Annotated in this window: 1 protein-coding gene; it reads left to right on the forward strand. The window is 55.2% G+C overall.

From position 1 onward, the window contains the following. Window positions 1-40: 40 nt before the first annotated feature. Entirely contained in the window at window positions 41-256 is a 216-nt protein-coding gene (locus FOI68_RS22910; protein ID WP_143864431.1) for a hypothetical protein, read from the forward strand. Window positions 257-435: the final 179 nt, after the last annotated feature.

Raw genomic sequence — 435 nt, forward strand, 5'->3', positions numbered from 1 at the left:
CTTGTATCGTGGTATGCTCCGCTCATAGGAGCGTGATCGTATGGAAAAGTCGTTCTATTACGCGGTCCCCTGGCAGGAGGCCGGTTATCTACGGGAGACACTGACCTCCATTGACATCCCGTTTGTGATCGAACAGGATGACCGGTTGGATTTGAACCCCGGCGAAGTAGCCTTCGTTTTCCCCAATCTCCCCATCAGGCAGTTCCGCCACGTTTATGAGTTGTTCGGCCAGGCCGGCCGGCTGTATCCGGCCTAATCCACCCTTTCCTTCGCCCAGGCTGCAAAAGCTGCCCGTGTCATATTGCCCTCCCGGCCCTTACCTTGGCCCTCAATCACCCTGTATCGAATGCAATCAGTGTCTGTTACTGCAGAGTAGAGTTTGTACTGCGGTCCTTCGTCTATCACTTTTCGGACCGAGTGCCCGCGCCCTTCTTT

It is taken from the genome of Brevibacillus sp. LEMMJ03, assembly GCF_007197875.1.
In the GTDB taxonomy this organism is placed as follows: Bacteria; Bacillota; Bacilli; order Brevibacillales; family Brevibacillaceae; genus Brevibacillus; species Brevibacillus thermoruber.

What these genes read in the sequence shown, in the direction of transcription:
- FOI68_RS22910 (WP_143864431.1), top strand. Translation starts at nt 41, where the DNA reads ATGGAAAAGTCGTTCTATTACGCGGTCCCCTGGCAGGAGGCCGGTTAT.